Origin of the sequence: Candidatus Sodalis endolongispinus, assembly GCF_018777395.1 — a bacterium.
Classification (GTDB): Bacteria; Pseudomonadota; Gammaproteobacteria; order Enterobacterales; family Enterobacteriaceae; genus Sodalis_B; species Sodalis_B endolongispinus.
In genome coordinates this window covers 2517326-2536761 of sequence record NZ_JAFJYC010000001.1, presented here as the reverse complement: position 1 = coordinate 2536761, position 19436 = coordinate 2517326, and the positions used below count along the sequence as shown (strand labels likewise).

Here is a 19436-nt window from a genome sequence, read left to right as displayed (position 1 = left end):
GCGACAGGGTTACGCAGCGTCGACCACATAAGCTATTGCCTTGAGGTTATGACTGGATGGCTAATTTTTTTGTTGATCGCCCGATTTTTGCCTGGGTACTGGCAATTATTGTCTGCCTGACTGGCGTGATGGCCATCATATCGCTGCCGATAGAGCAATATCCCCGTCTGGCGCCGCCGACGATTCGTATTTCCTCTAATTATCCCGGTGCCTCTGCACAAACGCTGGAAAACACCGTTACCCAAATTATCGAACAGAACATGACCGGCCTCGATAATCTTTTGTATATGGCGTCACAAAGCACCAACACCGGCCGAGCCACCACCACGCTGACTTTTCTCGCCGGGACCGATCCCAACGAAGCAATGCAGCAGGTGCAAAATCAACTGCAGGCCGCGCCGCGCCGCCTGCCGCAGGCGGTGCAAAGCCAGGGGGTGACCGTAAGCAAAACCGGCGACACCAATTTGATGATGGTGGCTTTTGTCTCTACCGACGGGTCCATGGATAAACAGGATATCGCCGACTATGTAGTCAGCCAAGTACAGTATCCGGTAAGCCGGGTAAGCGGCGTCGGCAGTATTGATGCCTATGGCTCACAGTATGCGATGCGCATCTGGCTCAACCCCGATCAAATGAATAACTACAGCCTGACGACCGATGACGTGGTTTCAGCCATTGAGGCGCAAAATAGCCAGGTGGCGGTGGGCCAGTTGGGCGGAACCCCTGCGGTGGATAATCAAGCCCTTAACGCCACTATCAATGCGTAGGCGCAGCTTGAAACGCCGGATCAATTCCGCGCCATTACACTGCGCGTCAATCCGGACGGTTCCTATATCACCCTCGGCGATGTCGCCACGGTGGAGCTGGGGTCGGAAAACTATGACTATTTGACGCGCTATAACGGCATGGCCGCATCAGGCATGGGTATTAAATTGGCCTCCGGCGCCAATGAATTGGAAACCAATCTGGCGGTGAAAAAGAAAATAGCGGAACTGGCGCCGTTCTTTCCCCACGGTCTGGAGGCGAAAATCGCCTACGAAACCGCCCCGTTCGTCAGCGCTTCGATCCGCGATGTGGTGAAAACCCTCTGCGAAGCGATCGTGCTGGTGTTTCTGGTAATGTACCTCTTTTTACAGAACTTCCGCGCCACGCTTATTTCCACTATCGCCGTGCCGGTGGTTCTATTGGGTACCTTCGCGGTGCTTTATTTAATTTCAGTATTAACACCCTCACTATGTTCGCGATGGTGCTGGCCATCGGTCTGCTGGTGGACGACGCCATCGTGGTGGTTGAAAACGTCGAACGGGTGATGAGTGAGGAAGGGCTTTCTCCGCGTGAGGCCACGCGCAAATCCATGGGCCAGATCCAAGGCGCATTGGTCGGCATCGCAATGGTGTTATCCGCGGTATTCGTGCCGATGGCGTTTTTCGGCGGCACCACCGGTGCGATATATCGCCAGTTTTCCGTAACAATCGTGGCGGCGATGGTGTTATCGGTATTAGTGGCGATGATACTGACCCCCGCGCTGTGCGCCACGCTGCTTAAACCCGTTCCCGCCGGACAACATCACGGCCGGCGCGGTTTTTTCGGCTGGTTTAACCGCTGTTTTAATCAAAGCGCGCTGCGCTACAAGCGCGGCGTCGCCGGCGTAATACAGCGCGCCAGCCGCTGGCTGTTGTTATATGCCTTGTTCGTCGGCGTGATGGCCTGGATGTTTATCCATCTACCGACTTCGTTCTTGCCCGATGAGGATCGCGGCGTGTTTGTTTATGGCGCAGGTGCAATTGCCGGTCGGATCCACGCAGCAACAGACGCTGAAAGTGGTAGAGAAGGTCGAGAAATACTTCATGACCCAAGAAAAAGATAATGTGCTGTCGGTGTTCTCCACGGTGGGTGCCGGTCCCGGCGGCAATGGTCAGAACGTCGCACGCCTGTTCATTCGGCTAAAAAATTGGGAAGATCGCACGAGCGCCGACCGCTCATCGTTTGCCATTATCGAACGCGCCACAAAAGCTTTCAACAAGATCCCCGAGGCGAAGGTGCTCGCCAATAACCCGGCGGCCATTTCGGGGCTGGGCAATGCCGCCGGATTCGATTTGATGCTGGAGGATCATAGCGGCATCGGTCACGATGCGCTCATGGCGGCGCGGGATCAGCTGTTATCCGCCGCGACGGATTCACCGTTGCTGACCCGCGTGCGGCATAACGGCCTTGATGACAGCCCGCAACTGCAGATCGATATCGATCAGCGCAAAGCCCAGGCGCTTGGGGTGTCAGTGGCTGATATTAACAGCACGCTGCAAACCGCCTGGGGTTCCAGCTACGTCAATGACTTCCTCGATCGCGGACGGGTTAAGCGTGTGTATGTCCAGGCAGCGGCCAAATACCGCATGCTGCCGCAGGATATCTATCATTGGTATGTCCGTAACAGCAGCGGCAGCATGGTTCCTTTTTCGGCCTTTTCCAGCTCGCGCTGGGAATATGGCGCACCGATATTGGAACGCTATAACGGCTATGCCTCGCTTGAGATTGTCGGCGAAGCGGCACCCGGCGTCAGTAGCGGCGCCGCGATGGACGAAATGGAAAAGCTGGTGCGCCAATTGCCGGGCGTGCGCGGGCTGGAATGGACCGCCATGTCTTATCAGGAGAGGCTGTCAGGCGCCCAGGCGCCGGCGCTCTATGCCATTTCGCTGCTGGTGGTGTTCCTTTGTCTGGCGGCGCTGTACGAGAGCTGGTCGATTCCTTTCTCAGTCATGCTGGTGGTTCCGCTTGGGGTGCTGGGGGCGCTGGGCGCTACCTGGTCCCGCGGTCTGGATAATGATGTTTATTTCCAGGTGGGGTTGTTAACGGTCATTGGCCTGTCGGCCAAAAATGCAATCCTTATCGTTGAATTCGCCAATGAGCTGCATCTGCGCGGCCTGGCGCTGATGGAGGCGACGCTTGAGGCGGCGCGAATGCGTTTACGGCCGATAGTGATGACATCGCTGGCGTTCGTCTTCGGCGTACTGCCGATGGCCAGCAGTCAAGGCGCCGGCTCTGCCAGCCAGCATGCGGTAGGCACCGGCGTCATCGGCGGGATGCTTAGCGCTACCCTTCCTGGCGATTTTTTTCATTCCGCTGTATCAGGCGACGTTTCCCGCTGACGCCCGGGACGCCGCCGGCGGTGCCGACTACCGACAGCGACGCGCATAAGGAAGAGCCCGAGGCGTGATGCCCGGGTCCGCGCCGGGGGCGTTTGCCGGCGCAAAACATCTCTTTGCATAGAGTGCCCATGCCGATAGCACGCCAACCGATGACGACGCGCGTGTCGCTTATTCAAGCCCGATCCCTGTCGGGTAAACAATAACGTTTCTCTGCCGATGCCACTCTCGCGACTGTCGATCTTCGGGGCTTCGGGCTTTGAGGCTGCCGGAACTTAAAGGGCTGTCTGGAACTCCTGAACTTAAAGAACCTAGGGAACTTAGAGGATAGACGTGGGAAGGACAATCAGGTAGCGGCAACGCCATGGCGTGATCGCAGCAGGGAATATGACGCAAAAAACGACCGTGCAACGCAGTATATCAGGGACAGCAAAACCGGGCAGAGCACCCGAAAAAAATGACCGGCGGCGCGATCGCTGTGCTTTATTCTGTCACGCGCAATTAAATCTCACCGTGGATCTTTATGCGTTTACCGTTACTGGTTGTTGCTGGTTGCGCAGCATGGCTTCAATGAAAGCTTTCTAATTGCCTAATTCTTTATCTAACATAACCACCTCATCTTAATCTTGATGGTATTATACCCAGCGCCCAATACCAATAATACCCTTGAGCGCACAAAATAGGACTCGTAATGAAGAAAACGAACTCATTAGGCACCGAAACCGGGCACCCAAGTCATTTATTCAGTAAAAATAAAATAGATTGCATATAATTTATAAGATATCTTTTAATTGAATTAACAATTATTACCCCGCCGCATTAACCTTTTACCTCCGCCGCTATCTGCAACGACGTGCGCTGTATTTCTCCCCTGCTTGCGCAGCTGGCAGCATAGCGTCCACATCGTCAATCCCCGTGCGATGCGCGCATCACCGGTGGGAAAGTGACGGTAAAGCGCCCCGCTCTCCTCTGCCTAACCCGCGATTTGCTCCAGGCTTATCCCTGCGCAGCACTCGTCAAAAAGGGATTTGGCTGCCTCAAGCAGCCTAGGACACCGGAGAACAGGGCCTACCCGATCCCGGCGTGGATAATAGTCGGCCCCTACGCGATGGCGGTTATTCATAAGCCAACCTCACCATTGTGCTTTTTCGTGAGACGTCTTTTGGCGACGCATTAGCCAATACCCTTGGCGCCGCCGCCGCCGCGTGCTCAAAATAATATCATTATATATTATAATGCATTAATAGTTCTCAAGGATAAACAATACTGGCGGCAGCCCTGGCAAGCCCAGTCACACTTTCCCGGCCCTGTATTATCGGCTGCAGGGTTTCTGGTCGTCTCCGGTATTATCGGCAGCGTGGGTCCAGGTGGTCCACGTATTATCGGCAATAGGGGGCCGGGTGGTCCACGTTTTATCGGCAGCGTGGGTCCCGGTCGTCTTTCGCATTTTGGCAACGGGGGGCCTGGCCTTAACCCGTATTATCGGCAACCGCACTCGCGCCATGCGAAGTTGAGACTACACTGTGCCACCGTGCCAACCTTCATTCCCCGCAGCCCAAAGGGCGCATCCACCGCTGCCCTTTGCGTCGCACAAGCTTGCCAAGGCGCTGGATCCCGCCGTCTTTTTCCCTCATCATGGAAGTGCGTCCACTTGGTCGGCCGGAAAACAGAGCCGGCAGGCGCTTTTCTTTCCGCTTAATTAAGGTAGCTTTTGGTATGTCCAACGATTTGCAGCACCCCATAGCCACACTCTACGGCATCAAAAATTGTGATACGGTCAAAAAGGCCCGCCGCTGGCTCGACGAGCAGCAGGTGCCTTACCGGTTTCATGATTACCGCAGCGATGGCCTCGACGCCGATCTTTTGCAGCGCTTTATCGACCGGATGGGGTGGCAGCCGCTGCTCAACACCCGTGGCACCACCTGGCGCAAACTCAGCGAATCCCAGCGCGCAAAAGCCGACAGCGCCGCCGGTGCGACGGCACTGATGCTCATCCAGCCGGCGATGATTAAGCGTCCCCTGCTTGAGGCCGCGGATGGCCGTCTGCTGCTGGGGTTTTCGCCGCAAGAGTATCAGCGGTTTACCGCCAGCGAGGTGTAAGATGTCTTGTCCCGTATTGGAACTTGCGCAACAGTTGATCAAACGGCCCTCCCTCAGCCCTGACGACGGCGGCTGCCAGGCCATCATTGCTGCTCGCCTGCAGGCGCTGGGTTTTACCATTGAACCGATGCCGTTCGGCGCTACGCTCAATTTTTGGGCCTGGCGTGGACAGGGCCGCACGCTGGCCTTTGCCGGCCATACCGATGTGGTGCCGGCCGGCGATGTGCAGCATTGGCATAACCCGCCGTTCGAGCCGACGTTGCGCGACGGCATGCTGTTTGGCCGCGGCGCGGCGGATATGAAAGGCTCGCTGGCCGCCATGGTGGTCGCCGCCGAACGCTTTGTCGCCCAGCATCCGCAGCATCATGGCCGGCTGGCGTTCCTGATTACCTCCGATGAGGAAGCCGACGCTCAGGACGGCACCGTCAAAGTGGTAGACGCGCTGATGGCGCGTCAGGAACGGCTGGATTATTGCCTGGTGGGCGAGCCGTCCAGCAGCCGTCAGGTTGGGGATATCGTTAAAAACGGTCGACGCGGCTCGCTGACCGCCAATCTGGTCGTACAGGGCGTACAGGGCCACGTCGCCTATCCGCATTTGGCGGACAACCCTGTCCATCGCGCGATGGCCGCCTTGAAAGAATTGGTAGAAACCCAATGGGATGAGGGCAAAGCCTTTTTTCCGCCCACTACGATGCAAATTGCCAATATCCATGCCGGGACCGGCAGCAACAATGTCATTCCCGGCGAGCTGCTGGTGCAATTTAATTTCCGTTTCAGCACCGATCTGACCGACGCCATTATCCGTCAGCGGGTAGAAGCGCTGTTGCAGCATCACGGGCTGCGCTGCCGCATTGATTGGTCGCTTTCCGGCCAGCCCTTCCTGACGGCGCGCGGTGAGCTGGTAGACGCAGCGGTGCGGGCGGTGGAGCATTATCAGGAACTAACGCCGCGACTGGCAACCACCGGCGGCACTTCCGATGGACGCTTTATCGCCCGTCTGGGCGCGCAGGTGGTGGAACTCGGCCCGGTGAACGCCACCATTCATAAAGTTAACGAATGCGTCAGCGCCGCCGATTTGCAACTGCTGAGCCGGATGTACCAGCGCATCATGGAACAGTTGATTCTATGATGGATGCCCTGACGGTTACCGGCCGCACCGACAGGCATGTTATTCCCCTGGAGCCGGGTCATCGGCTACAGCCGGAAGCGGCGGCGGCCTTTGGGCAACTCCAGCACGCGGCGGCCCTGGCGGGGTTTTCCCTGCGCCCTGCCAACAGTTTTCGTGATTTTGAGCGCCAAATGGGCATCTGGAATGGCAAATTTCACGGTCAGCGACCATTATTGGATCGACAAAGCCGGCCGCTTGATGCGCTTACTTTGGCGACAGGTGCACGCTGTGAGGCAATCCTGCACTGGTCGGCGCTGCCTGGCGCCAGCCGCCACCATTGGGGTACCGATCTGGATATTTACGATCCCGATTTGCTGCCTCCCGGCGCACGGTTGCAGTTGACGCCCGAAGAGTATTTGCCCGGCGGTTATTTCGCCCCTCTCACCCGCTGGCTGGATCGGCATTTGGGGGACTACAGCTTTTTTCGGCCTTACGCTTGCTATCGCGGCGGTGTGGCGGTGGAGCCCTGGCACATCAGCTATCGACCGCTGGCGGATCGCGCCGCGCAGGCGCTGAACCCCGTGGTGCTGCTGCAAGCCTGGCGCGGCCAGGAGGTGGCGGGTAGCGCGCGCAGTTGGCGTATCTCTTCCGGCGCTATATTGACAATATCGATAAGGAGTAGGTCTATGGGATGGTTAGCGGATTATTGGTGGGTGGTGCTGCTGGTTCTGGCGGGCATGCTGATTGGCGGTGTGAAAGCACTGCGCCGGGTGGATGCGACAAGCTATCTGAAAAATCGCCCCGAGTTGCCGCCGCATCGGGACAATAACGCGCAGTGGGATGAGGAAGACGACTGGCCGAAAAAGCCATAACGCCCTCGGTTTTAGCGCGCCTGCCGCTGACAGATCCGTTGCCAGCGCCGCCAGAGCGCTTTTTTCCCGCTGAGCGCCAACCGTGCCGCCAGGGTGGCTACGGCATCGGCTGCGTCAACCACAGGCGCAGTGCCGGTAGCGGCAGCGTGCTGCGGTGAATAAGCCGGATCAGCGCGCTGCGGCAGGCTTCCGGTGGCCGCTGAGCAAACGCAAAACCCGCCAGGCAGCGCCAGTCCTCCATCCTAAGATCCTGTTGCTCGCCGGCCGCCAGCCGGCAATCGCGCTCAAAACCGTCCGCCGCCCGCAGCGTCAGTCTACGCCCCGCGTCGCTCAGTGGCAGCAGCGCCATGGCGCTGTACAGGCCTCTGCTGGCCTCGATGTGTGTCCCCATTCGCACCAGTTGGAAGCCCGCCCGCTGCCAAAAACGCCACAGCGCGGCAGTATAACCAAAACTGACCGACAGAAAATCGCGCCCCTCACCGGCAGCCTGCTCTGCCGCCTTGGCAATCATCGCCAGCCCGATACCGCGACGACGCGCTGTAGGCACCACGGCGATACGGCTGATTCGCCGGGAGCGCAGCCGCGGCGCCCGCCAGGCGCTCCCGTGCGCCGCCAACGATTGCGCGACCAGACTGCCCGGCGGCCGGCGGTAGCCAGACCAGACGTCGTGGGCGAGGCGCGACGTCACCCCCCCTTCTTCTACCAGCCACAGGCCCGCCATAAGTTGGCGGTGATAGTGCGCGGTCGCGGTAAAGAATGACATACTGGGTGCATCCAGCAACCGGCGCAGATCGATAGGGGAAGTACGGTAATGAGCACGGGTCAATAATTGATAAAAAGCCTGCCGCGCCGCGGGCTGGCGCCGCCACGTCCGGGCGCCGACTTTTCCGATACGCCATCGCCCTGCGCCTGCGGCGCCCGCAGCCGTATTTTGCGGCGCGCCTGTGCCGGCAAGGGCCAGTACATCGGCGTCCTCCAGCAGGAGCGTCTCGGTCAGCCAGCGCTCCAGCGGATCATTCGCCGCCCAGCGCAACGGCTCATCCAGCCTGAGCGGGTGCCAACACGGTAGCGTTTCGCAAAACTTCAGCAGGAATCCGCGTCCGGTGCCCTCATACCCCGCGACGGTAGTGGTCAGCAGCACATGGGGAAAATACCCCATCAGTTGACGCAGCAGCGGTAAGGGCAGCGCGGCGGCTTCATCCACCAGCAGCCAGCGGTCGCTCATCCCCTCCCGGCAGCGGTCCAATAGCGCATCGGGGGCAAAAAAGGGCGCACCCGGGCCCGCGTAGCGGCGCAAGATGTCCACGGCGGTTTTGGCGGGCGCGGTAATACAGCAGGCATTATCGAGCGTCCGGGCGAACATGCCGGCCAGCGCCGATTTGCCGCGGCCGCGCGGCGCAATCATCACATAGATGCCGGGATTTGCCTGCGCCAACCGGCGCAACAGCCGGCCCTGATCGGCGGTGGGTCGGCCGGGGACGGGGGGATGCCACGGCTGGGGGGACGCCAGAGGCGTTATTTTGCGGCGCGCTGCCCTGGCGCAGCAGCGCCACCGCCGAGTCCGCCGACAGCGCAGCACGAAAATAGCGTGTGAAATGCGGCGTCGCGATCGGTTGTGGCTGTTCACTCCAGCGTAGCGAATCGCCATCCGGCAACTGCGGCCAACGCGACCAGGGCGGCACCAGCAGCACTAACCAGCTGCCCGCCACCAGCGTACCGGCCAGCGCCGCCAACGTATCCACCGCCAGCGATTGACGGGCATCTAACACCGCATGCAGGAACTCACGACCGAGCAGGGTTTTCAGCGCCGCCGGGCGGCTGCCGGTACCGCGTTCGCTTAGCTCTCACACCCATAGCCAGTCGCCGTCAAGGGCGTCGCCAAGCGCTGCCGCCTGTTGGCCGCACCAGTCAGACGCGCCGCTAATCACCAGTAAACGCCGTACGCCGGCTCGTTTCATTGCCGCCGTTTCTGCACGCAGGCAGGCCAGCCAGGGCGGCGGCAGGGAAGTCACCTCAGGTCTTGCCCACAAGCAGCGACAGCAGACCTGCGGCAATGAGCGGCCCCACCGGCACGCCGCGGAACAATGCCACCCCGAGCACCGTGCCTACCAACAGTCCGGCGACCACCGAGGTCTGTCTGGACATCAACGAAACGCCGCGGCCGCCCAGCCAGGAAACTGCCACGCCAATCACTATCGCCAGCAGCGATTTCCAGTGCAAAAAGGAGTGGAGGACGGTAGACGCCGACAGCGTACCGCTGGAGATGGGCGCCATCACGCCGATGGTCAGGATGATGATGCCAATGGTTAATCCCTGTTTTTCCACCCAGGGGAAGTACTGCTCCATCGGCGTAAGGCGAAGAATCAATAACACTAGGATCGCCACGGTCACGGTATTGTTGTGGCTAATAATACCGAGCGCCGCCATACCCAGCAGGATCAGCAGCGTCGGATCGGAAAAATTCATACACTGTCCCTGAAAAAAAGCTTAACCACCGGCAAAAGTATCACACTGATGAATATCACCACTGTCAAATCCGCGTTTAAACCAATGATAGCGCTGCTCTGAAGTGCTATGGGTAAAACTGTCCGGCACCACCCTGCCCTGTCCCCGCTGCTGTAACCGATCGTCGCCGATGGCCCGTGCGGCATTCAGCGCTTCCTGCGGATCCTGCTCGTCGAGGATTTGCTGCTGCTGCATGCTGTGGCCCCACACACCGGCGAAACAGTCCGCCTGCAGTTCCAGCTTCACCGACAGTGCGTTAGCCGTTTTTTCCGGCGCGCCCTGCTGCTGGCGAACCCGGCTTTCAATCCCGAGCAGTTTTTGCACGTGATGACCGACCTCGTGAGCGACCACATAGCCCTGGGCGAAATCGCCGCCTGCGCCGAGCTGATCTTTCATGTCGTCATAAAAAGATAAATCGATATAGACCGTACTGTCCGCAGGGCAATAAAACGGCCCCATGACCGATTGACCGGTACCGCAACCGGTTTGCGTCGCACCGCGATACATGACCAGCTTTGGCGGCTGATAGGTTTTGCCCATCTGCTGGAAAATCTGCTGCCAGGTATCTTCGGTATAACCGAGGATCACCGCGGTAAACTTGGCCGCCTCGTCGTCGTTGGGGCTGATGCGGGTTTGCTGGCTCACCTGCGAACCCGACTGGCCGCCGGTAAGCAGCGGCGTGAGATCGACGCCATAATAGCCCGCCACCACCACCACGATGAGCAGCACGATGCCGCCTTTACCGCGAATCGGCAGCCGGAAACCACCGCCCCCCGGCCCGGATGACTGTCCGCGCCTGTCTTCCACATTATTACTTTCGCGACCGCCTTGCCAACGCATCGTCATCCCCAGTTAAACGTTAATCATTTAATGATGAGGATAGCATATAACATCGGACAGACGGCAGGCGCCGCCGCCCAGGTAAACGATTGCGCGTTTAATCCAACGCGACGCCGATACGCTTGGCGACTTCTTCATAGGCTTCAATAACGCCACCGAGGCTCTGGCGGAACCGGTCTTTATCCATCTTATCGAGGGTGGTTTTATCCCACAGTCGGCTGCCATCCGGGGAGAATTCATCCCCCAGCACAATCTCGCCGTTAAACAGACCAAATTCCAGCTTGAAGTCCACCAGAATCAGCCAGGCATCGTCGAAAATCTTGCTGAGCACGTCATTAGTCTGATAGGTCAACTGCTTCATCCGCGCCAGATGGGGTTCACTGACCCAGCCGAAGGTGGTGCAGTAGGATTCGTTGATCATCGGATCGTGCATGGCGTCGTTTTTCAAAAACAGATCGAACAGGGGCGGATCCAGGACCAGGCCTTCCTCTACGCCTAGACGCTTTACCAGCGAGCCGGCCGCGCGGTTGCGCACCACGCATTACACGGGCACCATCGCCAGTTTTTTCACCAGCACTTCGTTATCGGAAAGCAGGAGCACGATCTGGGTTGGAATGCCGGCTTCGGCTAACTTGGTCATGATAAAGTAGTTAAACTTATTGTTAATCATGCCCTTGCGCTCGAACTGCTCGATACGCTGACCGTCCAGTGCTGACGTATCGTTGCGGAATGTCAGGATCAGCAAATCCGGATCCTCGGTGGCGTAGACCGTTTTTGCTTTTCCGCGATACAACTCAGCTAACTTTTGCATCTTTACATACTCCAGTGGCAAATAACGCTTTGATACAGGTAAAAAAGGGGGCCGAAGCCCCCTGTTGATTTAACGGGATGTTGACCGGCTGAATGCCGCCTGGAATACCGCCACCAGCGCGTCATTTTGCGATTGGGTCAAGGTATGCCCTTTCGGATCGGTGAACTGCAGCGTGCTGCGGTTGCCAAGATCGCCGACCTGCAGTTTATAGTCGCCATTGCGCAAATCAGGGTCTTTGGCGCCCAAATCGTCCCAGGTACCGCTGCCCGGCGCGTCATAGGTGACCGAAACGGTACCCAGCGGACGGCTGCTATCCTTCACCTTCATGCCGATGCGCGACAGCGCCGACGGCAGATGCGTCCATACGGCATTGTAAGACGAGCGCACCACCAGCAGCGGCAGTCCGCTTTCGTCAGCGCCGCTTTGTACGCTTAGATCGGCGGTTTCGCCCTGGGCGATACGGTTGGCGCGATCGTCGTTAAGCTGCTGCAGCCCGCTCGCGACACTGTTAAGCATCTCAACGGTGTAGCGCTGCACCAGCGCAGGATTGGTCACCGGTTTACCCTGCTGCTGCAGACCAAGGGACGTAACCTGGAGCGAGGTTTGATAGCCTTGGGTCGCCAGGCTTATCTGATAGCGGCCGCTGTACTGTTCATCTTCATCAGCACGGGTCCAGGCGATCCAATCCGTGTTCAGGCTCTGCTGCGCGTCCTGGCGTGAGGCAATCGGATAGCCTTTGCTTTGCACCACCGCTGCGACCACAGATCTCTACCCTGGGCGCTGTTTTCCAGCTGAATAACCGCGCTATTGCCGGAATATTGTGAACGGGAACCGTTCAGCAGCGCCAGCGGCTGCGCAGGGGGCAGAATGTCCAGCCCTTTGCCCACGGCGCCGTTGCGCGGGACAGTGGGGATCTCATAATCGCCGTTCTGCAGGGGCAAAATCATACCGGAAGGACTGCTAAGCGCGCGCAGCGGAGGCGCTTTCAGGTACTCTTCGTTTCCGTTTACCTGACGTTTATAGCGCTGATCGCTAGTACAGGCCGCGAGCAGCATGATAAGCGAGACGCCGACCACTTTCGCTACCTGCGACTTTTGCATTGAATAAGCCATTAAATCTCCCTAAGAGTTACAGCAAACCCGCATCCGTTAACGCCTGTCTTACCACGCGGCTACCCGCCTCGGTCAGGGGCGTCATCGGCAGGCGCAGGGTGTCGGTCGCCATTAATCCCAATGCTTTACAAGCCCATTTAACCGGTATGGGGCTGGGTTCAAAAAAGAGTTTCTGATGCAGCGGCATCAGGCGCTGATTAAGACGGCGCGCATCGGCATAATTGCCGCCGGCCGCCAGGGCGCAAAGCTGCGCCATCTCCTTTGCGGCAACGTTCGCCGTCACGGAAATTACCCCTTTGCCGCCTAGTTGCATGAAGTCCAATGCGCTGGCGTCATCGCCGCTCAGCAGCAGGAAATCGTCATTGACTAGCTCTTGGATCTGGCTGACACGGCTTAAGTTCCCCGTGGCTTCCTTAATACCGATAATGTTTTTGATTTCCGCCAGGCGGGCAACGGTCGGCGGCAGCATATCGCAGCCGGTGCGCGCCGGCACATTGTACAGGATCTGCGGCAAATCGCTGCTTTCGGCGATGGCCTTGAAATGCTGGAACAACCCTTCCTGACTCGGCCGGTTGTAATACGGCGTCACGCTGAGACACCCTACCACGCCGCTGTCGTTAAAGCGGCGGGTCAGTGACACGGCTTCGGAGGTGGAGTTGGCACCGGTGCCCGCGATAACGGGAACGCGCCCGTCGCTGAGCTCAAGGGTACACATCACCACATCGCCATGCTCTTCGTGGCTCAGGGTAGACGTTTCGCCGGTCGTTCCCACGGCCACGATCGCTGCGGTACCGCTGGCGACATGATAATCGATTAATTTTTTCAGACTGACCCGGTCGATGGCGCCCTTTTCGTCCATCGGAGTCACCAGTGCAACTATGCTTCCCGTAAACATTGACCATCCCTCCACAAACAGGTTATTCATGGTACTTTTGTCACCTATCCAAAAGCAAGCAAACATCGGCTCGGTAAGCCCTTGGCAGCAGGTTTTTTTTAGGGTTACCATGTAAATCACAACCCGCCGGACAGGAAGCGCCATTTTGCCACCGTTACAGCAACATTATCTGGTTATCACCGCGCTGGGCGCAAACCGGCCTGGTATTGTCAATACCATTACCCGTCACGTCAGCAGCTGCGACTGCAATATTGAAGATAGCCGCCTCGCCATGCTGGGCAAGGAATTTACCTTTATCATGCTGCTGTCCGGCGGCTGGAACGCTATCGCGCAAATAGAATCCACCCTGCCGCTGCAAGGCGCCGAACTGGATTTATTGATTGTGATGAAGCGCACCACGGCCCAGGAGCAGCCGGCCACCCCGACGACGGTGTGGGTGACGGTGGAGGTGGATGATTCCCCCCATCTTATCGAACGCTATACCGATTTGTTTGATAGCCATCAGATGACTTTGGCAGAGCTGGCGTCGAAAACGCAGCCGGCGGACGCGCAATCCCCGCCCCGGCTGACGCTTTCGATGACCGCGCACGGTCCGGCCGGGGGGGAGGTTCTGCTGATTGAACAGAGGTTCTATCAACTCTGTACAGAACTGCATGCGCAAGGCAGTATTAGAGTTATCAATCATCCACAGCATCAGGAAAGAGACGGAGTATTGCAATGACACCACTGAAAGCCGGTGATATAGCACCACAATTTAGCCTGCCCGATCAGGACGGTGAACTCATCAGCCTTACCGACTTCCAGGGACAAAGAGTATTGGTCTACTTTTATCCCAAAGCGATGATGCCAGGCTGTACCGTCCAAGCGTGCGGGTTGCGCGATAATATGGACGACCTGAATAAGGCCTGGGTGGAGGTGCTGGGCATCAGTACCGACAAACCCGAGAAGCTGTCCCGCTTCGACGAAAAGGAACTGTTGAATTTTACCTTGCTCTCCGACGAGGACCATCAGGTTGCCGGCCAGTTCGGCGTCTGGGGCGAGAAAAGTTTTATGGGCAAAACTTACGATGGCATTCACCGCATCAGTTTCCTGGTGGGTGTTGACGGCGCCATTGAGAAAGTGTTCGACGATTTCAAAATCAGCAATCACCACGATATCGTGCTGGCTTATCTGAAAAACGTCTGAACGCAGCCCGTGGCGCAGATTGACGTGCCTTCACGGCGGTGCGGGCGGCGACGCGGGATGACGGCCGGCCGCCGCCGGCAAAATGGGTCATCTATGGTTACTCGCTTGAAAAAAAGCCTTATCGCGCTGCTGCTGACCGCGTTGGCCGGCACGTTCCCGGCGCATGCCGACGAGATTCAGGACAATCTGCCGGATATGGGCACCACCGCCGGCAGTACTTTGAGCATTGGCGAAGAGATGCAAATGGGGGATTACTTCGTGCGCCAGCTGCGCGGCGGTGCCCCGATTATCAATGATCCACTGCTTGACCAATACATCAACCATCTGGGCGGCACGCTGGTGGCCCATGCCAACTCGGTGCGTACCCCCTTTCATTTTTTCCTGTTGCGCAGCGACGAGCTCAATGCGTTTGCCTTTTTCGGCGGCAACGTGGTGCTGCATTCGGCGCTGTTTAACTATACCGACAATGAAAGCGAGCTGGCGTCGGTCATGGCCCATGAACTGTCCCATGTCACCCAGCGTCATCTGGCGCGCGCCATGGAGGAAAAGCGTCGCAGCGCCCCGCTGACCTGGGTCGGCGCGCTGGGCTCTATTCTGCTCACCATGGCCAATCCGCAGCTGGGCATGGCCGCGCTGTCCGGCACCATCGCCGGCTCCGCGCAGGGCAACATCAGTTTCACCCAGGCCAACGAGCAAGAGGCGGATCGCATTGGTTTGCAGGTACTACAGCGGTCCGGTTTTGATCCGCAGGCGATGCCTAACTTCTTGCAGAAACTGGCGGATCAGAACCGATATTCCACCGCGCCGCCGGGAATGCTGCAAACCCACCCCTTGCCGCTAAGCCGGCTGGCGGATACCCGCAATCGCGCCAACCAGATGAAGCATATCGTTATCGACTCATCACAGGACTTTTATCTGGCGAAGGCGCGCATCTTGGGAATGTTCGGATCCAGCGACAATTTGCTGCGTAATGATGTGCTAGACGCCTGGAAAAAAGGCAACGTCCGCCGGCAGCTGGCCGCGCAGTACGGTCAGGCGATTTTGTTTTATCAGGCGAAAAAATACGACGACGCCAAACGTACGCTGCAGCCGTTGCTTAGTCGGCAACCGTCCAACATCTGGCTGGTGGATTTGATGACCGATGTCGATCTGGCGCTGCAACAGGCGCCGCAGGCCATCAGCCGCCTGGAGGCGCTGGTACGCGGCAATGAGCGCGATGCCAACCCGGTGCTGCTGCTCAACCTCGCCAACGCCTACGTTGAGGGGCACCGCTATAGCGATGCCGTGCGGATCCTTAACCGCTATACCTTTTCCCATCCCGACGATACCAATGGCTGGGATTTACTGGCCCAGGCGTGCGCCGGTCAGGGTCTGGGCGATCAAGAGCTGGCGGCGCGCGCCGAGCGGCTGGCGCTGACGGGACAGTTGGATCAGGCGGTGCGGGCGCTAACCGAAGCCAGTAGCCGGGTAAAACTGGGCAGTCTGCAGCAGGCGCGCTATGACGCCCGTATCGATCAGCTCAGGCAGTTGCAGTTGCGCTTCGCGCAGTATGACAAAGGCGCGCGCCGGTAGCCGCGCCATAGGCAGCCTGATAGAGTGACGCATTTTCGCGCGGCGCGGTATTTCGTGCCAAGCACTCAGACCGGCGCGGGAAAACGGACAGACATGCCGGCGCCAGACGCTACGGTGGTTCCCGCCTTCGGGGTAGGCTCGGACAACGTCATTGACACGCCATGCAGGATGCATGATGTGGAACGCAGAACATAGCATGCGGAACGCAGAACACGGAGCGCATGACCTAGAATGCGGAATGCATAACGCAGGTTGTGGAACGCAGAACAAGGAACGCAACCTGCATTAAGCGATTAGCGTCAACACCTTCACCAAAGAGATCAATAAAGCCGCGCGCAGGCTCATCCTGCCGATGCAGGGTAAAAACGCACGCCTTACAGATTTAAAATCGCTTTCACAAAAGGAATGGTCAGTTTGCGCTGGGCGCGGATAGAGGCATGGTCCAACTGATCAAGCGTCGCCGACAAGGTGCGCATATCCCTTTCCAATCTTTTCAGCAAGAAACGGATGACGTCCTCCGGAAATTCAAAGCCGCGCAGTTTCGCCCGCATTTGCAAGGCATAGCCCTTTTCCTCATCGGAAAGCGGCTGCAGGCGATAAATTTGCCCCCAATCCAGACGCGAGGCCAAATCCGGCAAGCTGAGATTCAATTGGCGGGGCGGGCAATTGCCGCTGATGATAAGCCGGGTGCGCCCGGTTTCCTGAATGCGGTTATAGAGGTTGAAAATAGCCATTTCCCACGGCGGGTCGCCGACGATACATTCAATATTATCGATCGTCACCAACGCCAGTTGCTCCATGCCCTCCAGCACCTCCGGTACAAACCAGGTGCGCTTATCCAGCGGCACATAACCTACGGCCTTTGCCCGCGCCGATAGCGCCGCGCAGGCGGCATGCAGCAAATGGCTGCGGCCACCGCCCTTACGCGACCAGAAATAAAGGTAGCTGCCGTGTTCGCGGTCCAGCATCACCTGCAACGCCGCCAGCAACGCGGCATTTTCGCCGGGATAAAAGCTGGCGAAAGTTTCGTCATCGGGTAAGTAGAGCGGTAAAGAAAGCTGCGCAGACGTGTTCAGAAGTACCTCTTGCGTTCTGGCAAAGATCCTTTCCAGTTTACCATAACTTTGCCGCGCCGCGAGGACGGCGCGGTGCGGCCCTCAGGAGGGCGTGCCTTCATCAGGTTCCAGAATTTTCTCTTCGCCGCGCAGCAACGTGATAACGCGGAATATCAGGCTCAGCGCGATACCCACTATGGTCGCCAGCGCCATGCCATTCAGTTCGACGGCGCCGAGATGAATTTTCGCGCCGCTGACGCCGATAATCAGAATCACCGAGGTCAGAATCAGGTTTTGCGCTTTGTTATAATCCACCTTCGACTCGATAAGCACCCGGATGCCGGACGCGGCTATCACGCCGTACAACAGCAGCGACACGCCGCCCATGACCGGTACCGGCACCGCTTGAATTGCCGCCGCGAGTTTGCCGACGCAGGACAGCTCAATCGCCAGGATCGCCGCGCCGCCGATAACCCAGGTGCTGTAAACGCGGGTTATCGCCATGACGCCGATATTTTCCCCGTAGGTGGTGTTCGGCGTCGAGCCGAAAAAACCGGATAACAGAGTTGATGCGCCGTTGGCGAACATCGAGCGGTGTAGGCCCGGATCGCGCAATAAATCCCGCTGCACGATATTGGCGGTCACCACCAGATGCCCGACATGCTCGGCTATCACCACCAGCGCCGCCGGCAGGATAGTCAGGATGGCCATCCACTCAAAGCGCGGATGGTAAAACGTCGGCAGGGCAAACCAGGGCGCGGCGGCTACCTGCGCGAAATCCACGATACCGAGCACGGCGGACAGCGCATAGCCCGCCAACACCCCGATAAGGATGGGGATGATGGCCAGGAAACCGCGAAACAGCACCGAGCCCAGCACCGTTACGCCGAGGGTAGCCATGGAAATGGCCACGGTGGTGCCGTCCACCGGCGCATCGGCGCTTGGCAGCAGGCCCGCCATATTCGCCGCGACGCCGGCCAGCTCCAGACCGATAACCGCCACAATAGCCCCCATGGCGGCGGGAGGAAAGATGACGTTGATCCAACCGATCCCGGCCTTCTTCACGATAAGCCCCACCACGCAGAACAGCGCACCGCAGGCGATGAATCCCCCCAGCGCCAGCTCATAGCCCAGCGGCAACAGCAGCAATACCGGAGAGATAAAAGCGAAGCTGGAACCGAGATAGGCGGGAATTTTGCCTTTGCAGATAAAAAGATACAGCAAGGTGCCGATGCCGTTAAACAGCAGGACGGTGCCGGGATTGATGTTAAATAAAATCGGCACCAGCACCGTGGCGCCAAACATGGCGAACAGGTGCTGCAGACTCAGCGGGATGGTTTTCAGCAGCGGCGGGCGTTCCGACACCCCGATGGCGCGACGGGTCATGGTAACTTTCCTCAGAATTCAGGGTCAAAAAAAACCGACTCAATGGCCGGTTCAGTGTTATTTGGTACCAAAGATTTTGTCACCCGCGTCACCCAGGCCCGGCATGATATAACCTTTCTCGTTAAGTCCCTTATCGATAGCCGCAGTATAGAGTTCCACGTCGGGATGCGCCTTTTCCAGCGCCGCGATGCCTTCAGGCGCCGCCACCAGCACCAATACCTTGATACAGGGGCAGCCGGCCTTTTTCAATAAATCGATAGTGGCGATCATCGAGCCGCCGGTCGCCAGCATCGGATCCACCACCAGCGCCATACGCTCATCGATGCTCGACACCAGCTTATGAAAATAAGGTACCGGCGTCAGGGTGTTTTCATCACGGTAAACGCCGACCACGCTGATACGCGCGCTGGGCAGATTTTCCAATACGCCGTCCATCATGCCAAGCCCGGCGCGCAGAATCGGGACAACGGTAATTTTTTTCCCTTTAATTTGATCAATTTTAACTGGCCCGCACCAACCTTCGATAGTGACCTTTTCGGTTTCCATATCGGCGGTCGCGACATAGGTCAACAAGCTACCCACTTCCGATGCCAGTTCGCGAAAGCGTTTGGTACTGATATCGTGAGCGCGCATCAACCCCAGCTTGTGTTTCACCAGCGGGTGTTTAACCTCAACGATCTTCATGTTATCTCTCCCCTAGGGCACTGAACGGTCAAAAAAAATCGCGAGATTATAACTCCTTTTCCCCGCAGCGCAATACGAATTTGCCTGATCCTGATCAAGGCTTTAATGGAATTACTATAGTCAACAAAAAGGCCGGCGCGAATGCAACACCTCTCGCAAACGATTGCTTAC

13 protein-coding genes and 5 pseudogenes are annotated in these 19436 nt (G+C 58.2%); 8 read left to right on the top strand and 10 right to left on the bottom strand.

Annotation, left to right across the window (positions count from 1 at the left end; translation table 11 throughout):
- The first annotated feature begins 56 nt into the window (after window positions 1-56).
- From acrD to JZM24_RS12300, 5 genes and pseudogenes are all read left to right on the top strand, one after another.
- Window positions 57-3211: pseudogene (gene acrD / locus JZM24_RS12320) on the top strand (multidrug efflux RND transporter permease AcrD).
- 1645 nt (window positions 3212-4856) lie between these two features.
- Window positions 4857-5240, top strand: a complete 384-nt coding sequence (locus tag JZM24_RS12315; protein ID WP_215669824.1) for an ArsC family reductase — start codon at window positions 4857-4859, stop codon at window positions 5238-5240.
- Between the two features lies 1 nt (window position 5241).
- Window positions 5242-6369, top strand: coding sequence for a succinyl-diaminopimelate desuccinylase (gene dapE / locus JZM24_RS12310; RefSeq protein WP_215669823.1), 1128 nt, complete (start codon window positions 5242-5244; stop codon window positions 6367-6369).
- Window positions 6366-6974 (top strand): annotated as a pseudogene (locus tag JZM24_RS12305) (M15 family metallopeptidase); the annotation flags it as partial. The gene dapE and the pseudogene JZM24_RS12305, both read left to right, overlap by 4 nt.
- A gap of 60 nt (window positions 6975-7034) precedes the next feature.
- A complete protein-coding gene (locus tag JZM24_RS12300; protein ID WP_011411544.1) occupies window positions 7035-7220 on the top strand; it encodes a YpfN family protein in 186 nt (61 codons plus the stop codon).
- 97 nt (window positions 7221-7317) lie between these two features.
- Here JZM24_RS12300 and JZM24_RS12295 read toward each other — a convergent pair whose 3' ends face one another.
- From JZM24_RS12295 to dapA, 7 genes and pseudogenes are all read right to left on the bottom strand, one after another.
- Entirely contained in the window at window positions 7318-8625 is a 1308-nt protein-coding gene (locus JZM24_RS12295) for a GNAT family N-acetyltransferase (RefSeq protein ID WP_246580040.1), read from the bottom strand.
- A pseudogene (locus tag JZM24_RS12290) lies at window positions 8561-9232 on the bottom strand (tRNA(Met) cytidine acetyltransferase TmcA domain-containing protein). Before JZM24_RS12290 ends, JZM24_RS12295 begins: the two are co-directional and overlap by 65 nt.
- Before the next feature lies 1 nt (window position 9233).
- Complete coding sequence (locus JZM24_RS12285) at window positions 9234-9686, bottom strand: DUF441 domain-containing protein (protein WP_215669820.1); 453 nt, start codon at window positions 9684-9686, stop codon at window positions 9234-9236.
- A gap of 21 nt (window positions 9687-9707) precedes the next feature.
- Complete coding sequence (gene ypfJ / locus JZM24_RS12280; RefSeq protein WP_215669819.1) at window positions 9708-10565, bottom strand: KPN_02809 family neutral zinc metallopeptidase; 858 nt, start codon at window positions 10563-10565, stop codon at window positions 9708-9710.
- Window positions 10566-10662: 97 nt separating this feature from the next.
- Window positions 10663-11376 (bottom strand): annotated as a pseudogene (gene purC, locus JZM24_RS12275) (phosphoribosylaminoimidazolesuccinocarboxamide synthase).
- A 69-nt stretch (window positions 11377-11445) separates the two neighbouring features.
- Window positions 11446-12488: pseudogene (bamC, locus tag JZM24_RS12270) on the bottom strand (outer membrane protein assembly factor BamC).
- Between the two features lie 16 nt (window positions 12489-12504).
- Complete coding sequence (gene dapA, locus JZM24_RS12265; RefSeq protein WP_215670158.1) at window positions 12505-13383, bottom strand: 4-hydroxy-tetrahydrodipicolinate synthase; 879 nt, start codon at window positions 13381-13383, stop codon at window positions 12505-12507.
- Window positions 13384-13528: 145 nt separating this feature from the next.
- Here dapA and JZM24_RS12260 point away from each other — a divergent pair, with 145 nt between their 5' ends.
- The 3 genes from JZM24_RS12260 to bepA all read left to right on the top strand — a co-directional run bounded on the left by JZM24_RS12260 (window position 13529) and on the right by bepA (window position 16140).
- Window positions 13529-14104, top strand: coding sequence for a glycine cleavage system transcriptional repressor (locus tag JZM24_RS12260; RefSeq protein ID WP_215669818.1), 576 nt, complete (start codon window positions 13529-13531; stop codon window positions 14102-14104).
- Window positions 14101-14568, top strand: a complete 468-nt coding sequence (gene bcp / locus JZM24_RS12255; protein WP_215669817.1) for a thioredoxin-dependent thiol peroxidase — start codon at window positions 14101-14103, stop codon at window positions 14566-14568. Before JZM24_RS12260 ends, bcp begins: the two co-directional genes overlap by 4 nt.
- Window positions 14569-14661: 93 nt before the next feature.
- The gene (gene bepA / locus JZM24_RS12250) at window positions 14662-16140 is read left to right on the top strand and encodes a beta-barrel assembly-enhancing protease (RefSeq protein ID WP_215669816.1); all 1479 of its coding nucleotides are present in this window, start codon (window positions 14662-14664) and stop codon (window positions 16138-16140) included.
- A 374-nt stretch (window positions 16141-16514) separates the two neighbouring features.
- On the opposite strand, the gene hda is transcribed toward bepA, so the two are convergent.
- The 3 genes from hda to upp are packed head-to-tail and all read right to left on the bottom strand — an operon-like array spanning window position 16515 to window position 19265.
- Complete coding sequence (gene hda, locus JZM24_RS12245) at window positions 16515-17243, bottom strand: DnaA inactivator Hda (protein ID WP_312885007.1); 729 nt, start codon at window positions 17241-17243, stop codon at window positions 16515-16517.
- Window positions 17244-17297: 54 nt separating this feature from the next.
- Window positions 17298-18581 carry a uracil permease gene (uraA, locus tag JZM24_RS12240; RefSeq protein WP_215669815.1) on the bottom strand — a complete coding sequence of 428 codons (1284 nt, stop codon included), beginning with the start codon at window positions 18579-18581 and terminating at the stop codon, window positions 17298-17300.
- 57 nt (window positions 18582-18638) lie between these two features.
- Window positions 18639-19265, bottom strand: a complete 627-nt coding sequence (upp, locus tag JZM24_RS12235; protein ID WP_215669814.1) for a uracil phosphoribosyltransferase — start codon at window positions 19263-19265, stop codon at window positions 18639-18641.
- Between the last annotated feature and the right edge of the window lie 171 nt (window positions 19266-19436).

Bases quoted from the DNA above. Each gene is read 5' to 3' on its own strand.
- JZM24_RS12315 (WP_215669824.1), top strand. From the start codon at position 4,857: ATGTCCAACGATTTGCAGCACCCCATAGCCACACTCTACGGCATCAAA.
- dapE (WP_215669823.1), top strand. From the start codon at position 5,242: ATGTCTTGTCCCGTATTGGAACTTGCGCAACAGTTGATCAAACGGCCC.
- JZM24_RS12300 (WP_011411544.1), top strand. From the start codon at position 7,035: ATGGGATGGTTAGCGGATTATTGGTGGGTGGTGCTGCTGGTTCTGGCG.
- JZM24_RS12295 (WP_246580040.1), bottom strand. From the start codon at position 8,625: ATGATTGCGCCGCGCGGCCGCGGCAAATCGGCGCTGGCCGGCATGTTC.
- JZM24_RS12285 (WP_215669820.1), bottom strand. From the start codon at position 9,686: ATGAATTTTTCCGATCCGACGCTGCTGATCCTGCTGGGTATGGCGGCG.
- ypfJ (WP_215669819.1), bottom strand. From the start codon at position 10,565: ATGCGTTGGCAAGGCGGTCGCGAAAGTAATAATGTGGAAGACAGGCGC.
- dapA (WP_215670158.1), bottom strand. From the start codon at position 13,383: ATGTTTACGGGAAGCATAGTTGCACTGGTGACTCCGATGGACGAAAAG.
- bcp (WP_215669817.1), top strand. From the start codon at position 14,101: ATGACACCACTGAAAGCCGGTGATATAGCACCACAATTTAGCCTGCCC.
- bepA (WP_215669816.1), top strand. From the start codon at position 14,662: ATGGTTACTCGCTTGAAAAAAAGCCTTATCGCGCTGCTGCTGACCGCG.
- uraA (WP_215669815.1), bottom strand. From the start codon at position 18,581: ATGACCCGTCGCGCCATCGGGGTGTCGGAACGCCCGCCGCTGCTGAAA.
- upp (WP_215669814.1), bottom strand. From the start codon at position 19,265: ATGAAGATCGTTGAGGTTAAACACCCGCTGGTGAAACACAAGCTGGGG.